7 protein-coding genes are annotated in these 4,146 nt (G+C 68.6%); 5 read left to right on the top strand and 2 right to left on the bottom strand.

Going from position 1 to position 4,146, the window contains the following annotated elements:
• The coding region (locus VF536_RS23685) for a methyl-accepting chemotaxis protein (protein ID WP_331617377.1) at positions 1–530 on the top strand (530 nt) is incomplete at its 5' end.
• Here the strand turns inward: VF536_RS23685 and VF536_RS23680 are convergent.
• Positions 475–762, bottom strand: a complete 288-nt coding sequence (locus tag VF536_RS23680) for a hypothetical protein (protein WP_331617376.1) — start codon at positions 760–762, stop codon at positions 475–477. The two genes, VF536_RS23685 and VF536_RS23680, sit on opposite strands and share 56 nt — an antisense overlap.
• Positions 759–1,505, bottom strand: coding sequence for a sulfite exporter TauE/SafE family protein (locus VF536_RS23675; RefSeq protein ID WP_331617375.1), 747 nt, complete (start codon positions 1,503–1,505; stop codon positions 759–761). Before VF536_RS23675 ends, VF536_RS23680 begins: the two co-directional genes overlap by 4 nt.
• A gap of 93 nt (positions 1,506–1,598) precedes the next feature.
• Between VF536_RS23675 and VF536_RS23670 the strand changes: the two genes are divergently transcribed.
• From VF536_RS23670 to VF536_RS23655, 4 genes are all read left to right on the top strand, one after another.
• Positions 1,599–2,522: a LysR substrate-binding domain-containing protein gene (locus VF536_RS23670; RefSeq protein ID WP_331617374.1), complete on the top strand. Its 924-nt coding sequence runs from the start codon at positions 1,599–1,601 to the stop codon at positions 2,520–2,522.
• Between the two features lie 121 nt (positions 2,523–2,643).
• A complete protein-coding gene (locus tag VF536_RS23665; protein ID WP_331617373.1) occupies positions 2,644–2,856 on the top strand; it encodes a type II toxin-antitoxin system HicA family toxin in 213 nt (70 codons plus the stop codon).
• A gap of 11 nt (positions 2,857–2,867) precedes the next feature.
• Positions 2,868–3,317: a type II toxin-antitoxin system HicB family antitoxin gene (locus VF536_RS23660; protein WP_331617372.1), complete on the top strand. Its 450-nt coding sequence runs from the start codon at positions 2,868–2,870 to the stop codon at positions 3,315–3,317.
• 122 nt (positions 3,318–3,439) lie between these two features.
• Positions 3,440–4,146, top strand: a 707-nt coding sequence (locus VF536_RS23655; protein WP_331617371.1) for an aldo/keto reductase, incomplete at its 3' end; no start/stop codon positions are given.

The following is a 4,146-nucleotide window of genomic DNA, read 5'->3' as shown; positions in this document are numbered from 1 at the left end:
TGGTCTCGCAGGTGGTGCGGACGATGGAGACGATCAACGCCTCGGCGACGCGGATTGTCGACATCATCTCGGTGATCGACGGCATCGCGTTCCAGACCAATATTCTGGCGCTGAACGCGGCCGTCGAGGCGGCGCGCGCGGGCGAGCAGGGCCGCGGCTTCGCGGTCGTCGCCGCCGAGGTGCGCAACCTGGCCAAGCGCAGCGCGGGCGCGGCCGGCGAGGTGAAGGTGCTGATCGGCGAATCGGTCACGCGCGTCGAGCGCGGTCAGGCCGAGGTGCAGGCCGCGGGCGCCGCCATCGCCGGCATCGAGCGCGGGATCGGCGCCGTCAGCGCCGAGATCGAGCGCATCGCCCACGAGGTCGCCGAGGAGGCCGTCAGCCTCCAGCAGTTGCGCGGCACCTTCACCGACGTCGAGCGCATGGTCCAGCAGAACGCGGCGCTGGTCGAGGAAGCCGCCGCGTCGGCGGCCTCGCTCAACGATCAGGCGGAGCGGATGAACGAACTGGCGTCGGCGTTCCGGTTGGGTTGATCGCCGGACCGATCGCATGGCTCGCACCGGCCACCAGCCGCGCGCGGGCCTCGTCGAGCACGTCGACGAGCTCCGACGAGGCGACGTGCACGGCGAAGCTCGCCTGCGAGGCGCCGGGTTCGCCCGGTGTGTCCACGCGATCGACGCGCTCCGCATCGTGCAGCCACAGGGCGAGCCGGTAGGCGCGCTCCAGCAGCGCCGCCAGTTCGCAGCGCTCGTCCCGCGCGTTCACAGGCCGCGCCACAGGTTGGCGACGCCGAGCGCGACGAACACGAGGAACAGCGCGCGCTGGAAAGTCGCCGGGCTGATCCTCGCCCGCACCGCGGCGCCGACGCCCAGCCCGGCGAAGGCGGCGGCGAGCGCCACCAGCGAGGACACGGTCAGCACCGACCCGCTCTCGAACGAATGCAGCCGCGCGGCCAGCGACAGCGTCGCGACGGTGAAGGACAGGCCGAGCGCCTGGATCATCGTGTCCTTGTCCAGGCGCAGCGCCTGCAGATAGGGCACCAGCGGCAGCGCGAAGACGGCGGTCGAGGCGGTGACGAAGCCGGTCGCCAGTCCGGCGGCGAGGCCGATCCACCATGCGTGCGGTGAGACCTGCGGGACGACGGGTTTCCACAGGCCCCACAAGCCGTAGACGACAAGGATGGCGCCCAGGGCGAGGCGCGCGTCGATGGGCGCGACCGCGCTGAGGTCCGGTCCCCACACGGTACTGACGACCATGCCGAGCCACACCGGCCACAGCATCCCGACGATGCGGCGCCAGGCCGGGCCCTGGCACTGGGCGATGTTGGTGACGAGGGACGGCATCACCAGCAGCGCCGCCGCCTGCGCGGGGGCCATCCACAGTCCGAGCAGGCTCATGGCGACCGTGGGCAGGCCCATGCCGGTGACGCCCTTGACGCCGCCGGCCAGGACGAAGACGAGCCCGATGCCGAGCCAGGGCGCGAGCGCCGCGAAGGAGATGGAAGCCATGCGGCGCATCTTCGAGGTCCGCCCGGAGACTGTCGATCTCGATGTACGGCGGATATCCTTCGCGTTCGCAAGAGGATGACCTGGATGGCCTCGATGAACGCAACGCGCTCCACCGCCCGACCGATCGACTACCGCGTCGATCCCTTCGACCTGCAGCTGTTCGAGGCGGTCGTCGCGCACGGCTCGATCACCGCCGGCGCGGCGGCGATGAGCCTGTCGCTCGCGGCCGCCAGCGCGCGTCTGAAGGGGCTGGAACACCGGGTCGGTGTGCGGCTGCTGGACCGTTCCAAGTCCGGCGTCGTGGCGACCGACGCGGGCCGGGCGCTGTCGCGCCAGGCCCGGCGGGTGCTGTCCGAGCTGGATTCGCTGCACATCGAGATGTCGGCCTTCGGTCGCGGGCTGCGCGGCACGGTGCGTCTGCTCGGCAACACGGCCGCGCTGGTCGAGGCGCTGCCGCCGCGGCTGGGCCGCTTCCTCGCGGAGCATCCGGACATCGACGTCGAGCTGCAGGAGGCGCCCAGCGACGCCGCGCTGCAGGCCTTGCGCGAAGGCGTCGCCGATGTCGTGATCGTCACCAACCACGTCGACACGACGGGGCTGACGGCGCGGCCCTGGGTGGAGGACGAACTGGTCGCGCTGCTGCCCGCGGTCAAGCGGGGGCGGGCGCCGAAGAGCGTGCGTTTCATCGAGCTGCTGGACCGTCCGTTCGTCGGCCTGGGCGCCGACGCCGGACTGAGCCGCTATCTGCTCGCGCAAGCCGCACGCAGCGGCCGCGTGCCGCATCACCGCGTGCGCGTGTCCGGCTTCGAGGCGATCGTCCGGCTGGTCGAAGCCGGCGCGGGCGTGGCGGTGATGTCGCGCAGCGCGGCGGAACGCGAGCGGACGGCCGGCGTCCATGTCGCCCGCCTCGACGAGCCGTGGGCGCGCCGCACGCTGATGCTCTGCCATACGGGGCAGGCGCTGGAGCAGCCCGGGGTGATCGCGTTGGTCACGGCGCTCATGAGCGGCCAGCATTGATCTACAGAGATTCAGCCCTCTTCAATCTGCCGTTCCGGCACTGATTGCAGTGTTGGATCAGCTGAAGTCCACGAGTTGCAGTCATTGTCGATTCGGACATAATTGTCCGAAAGTCCGTTGCATGACTGGCAACGACTTCATCAGGCGAATCCGGACGCTTGGCCGCGCGCGCGGCGTGAGCGTCCAGTTGAATTCGAAGCGCGGAAAGGGGAGCCATCAGCTACTGCATTTCGGCGCGGCGTTCACCGTTGTCCGCAATCCGAAGGACGAGTTGAAGACCGGAACATTGCATGCGATGTGCACGCAACTTGGCGTTCGCGTCACTGATCTCTGAAGGAGAAAGCCATGGAACGATTTGAGTACGCCGTGCATCTGGAGCCTGCTCCGGAGGGCGGGTTCGTAGTGACTTGTCGCGATCTTCCGGCGCTGATCACCCAAGGTGAAGATCTGGGTCATGCGCTGAGCGAAGCAAGCGACGCGATGGATGAAGTCTTCGCGCTCTATATGTCGGAAGGCATCGCGTTTCCGACAGCCACACGGACGCGCCGACGCGAACATCTTGTGTCGCCGCCGCCGGAAACGGTAGCCAAGGCCGCCTTGCATGCTGCGATGCAGTCCGCGAGCGTTTCAAAAGTTCAGCTGGCGCGCCGACTCGGTGTCGACGAAAAGGAAGTCAGGCGGTTGCTCGATCCGCATCATTCCTCCAAGCTGCCGCGCCTCGCGGAGGCGGTCCAGTTGCTGGGCCGGCGTCTGGTGATCGGTCTGGAAGACGTCGCCCTCCGCGGCGGTCGCTAGTCCTTTGGATCGATTGACGCGCGCCCATGCGGCCGGGGAATATCTGCAGTTCACCGATTCAATTTCATGAATCGCCGGTCGGCCGCTAGATTGGGAACCAGCTCTTCCCGAAAGGATTTCCCATGGCTCTGAAAGACCTCCTCCCCGGCAAGCTGGGATTCGGCACCGCCCCGCTGGGCAACATGTTCCGCGACATCCCGGAAGCCGAGGCCCGCGCCACCGTCGACGCCGCCTGGAACGACGGCATCCGCTACTTCGACAACGCGCCGTTCTACGGCGCCGGTCTGGCCGAGATCCGCATGGGCGACGCGCTCGCCGACCGCCCGCGCGACGAGTACGTCATCAGCACCAAGGTCGGCCGCCTGATCCTCGACGAGGTCGAGGATGTCAGCGCCCGCGACAACGGCGAGAAGGGCGACGTCTTCAAGTACGGCCGCCCCAACAAGATCGTCAACGACTACTCCGAGGACGCGACGCTGCGTTCCATCGAGGACAGCCTCAAGCGCCTGAAGACCGATCGCATCGAGATCGTCTGGGTGCACGACGTCGCCCAGGACTTCTACGGCGACGAGTGGCTGGGCGTGTTCGAAGGCGCGCGCAAGGGCGCCTTCAAGGCGCTCGACCGACTGCGCGACGAGGGCGTGATCAAGGCCTGGGGACTGGGCGTCAACCGCGTCGAACCGATCGAGCTGGTGATGGCGCTCGACAGCGCGCGGCCCGACGGCTTCCTGCTCGCCGGCCGCTACACGCTGCTCGACCACGATCGCGCGCTTCAGCGCCTCATGCCGGAGGTCACCGCGCAGGGACTCGGCATCGTCGTCGGCGGTCC

The sequence above is a fragment of the Roseateles sp. genome (genome assembly GCF_036486225.1).
GTDB lineage: Bacteria > Pseudomonadota > Gammaproteobacteria > Burkholderiales > Burkholderiaceae_C > Roseateles.
This window is presented reverse-complemented; position numbering and strand designations above follow the sequence as displayed.

Excerpts from the sequence above, each read along its gene's own strand:
- VF536_RS23675 (WP_331617375.1), bottom strand. The coding sequence starts at position 1,505 with ATGGCTTCCATCTCCTTCGCGGCGCTCGCGCCCTGGCTCGGCATCGGG.
- VF536_RS23670 (WP_331617374.1), top strand. The coding sequence starts at position 1,599 with ATGAACGCAACGCGCTCCACCGCCCGACCGATCGACTACCGCGTCGAT.
- VF536_RS23665 (WP_331617373.1), top strand. The coding sequence starts at position 2,644 with ATGACTGGCAACGACTTCATCAGGCGAATCCGGACGCTTGGCCGCGCG.
- VF536_RS23660 (WP_331617372.1), top strand. The coding sequence starts at position 2,868 with ATGGAACGATTTGAGTACGCCGTGCATCTGGAGCCTGCTCCGGAGGGC.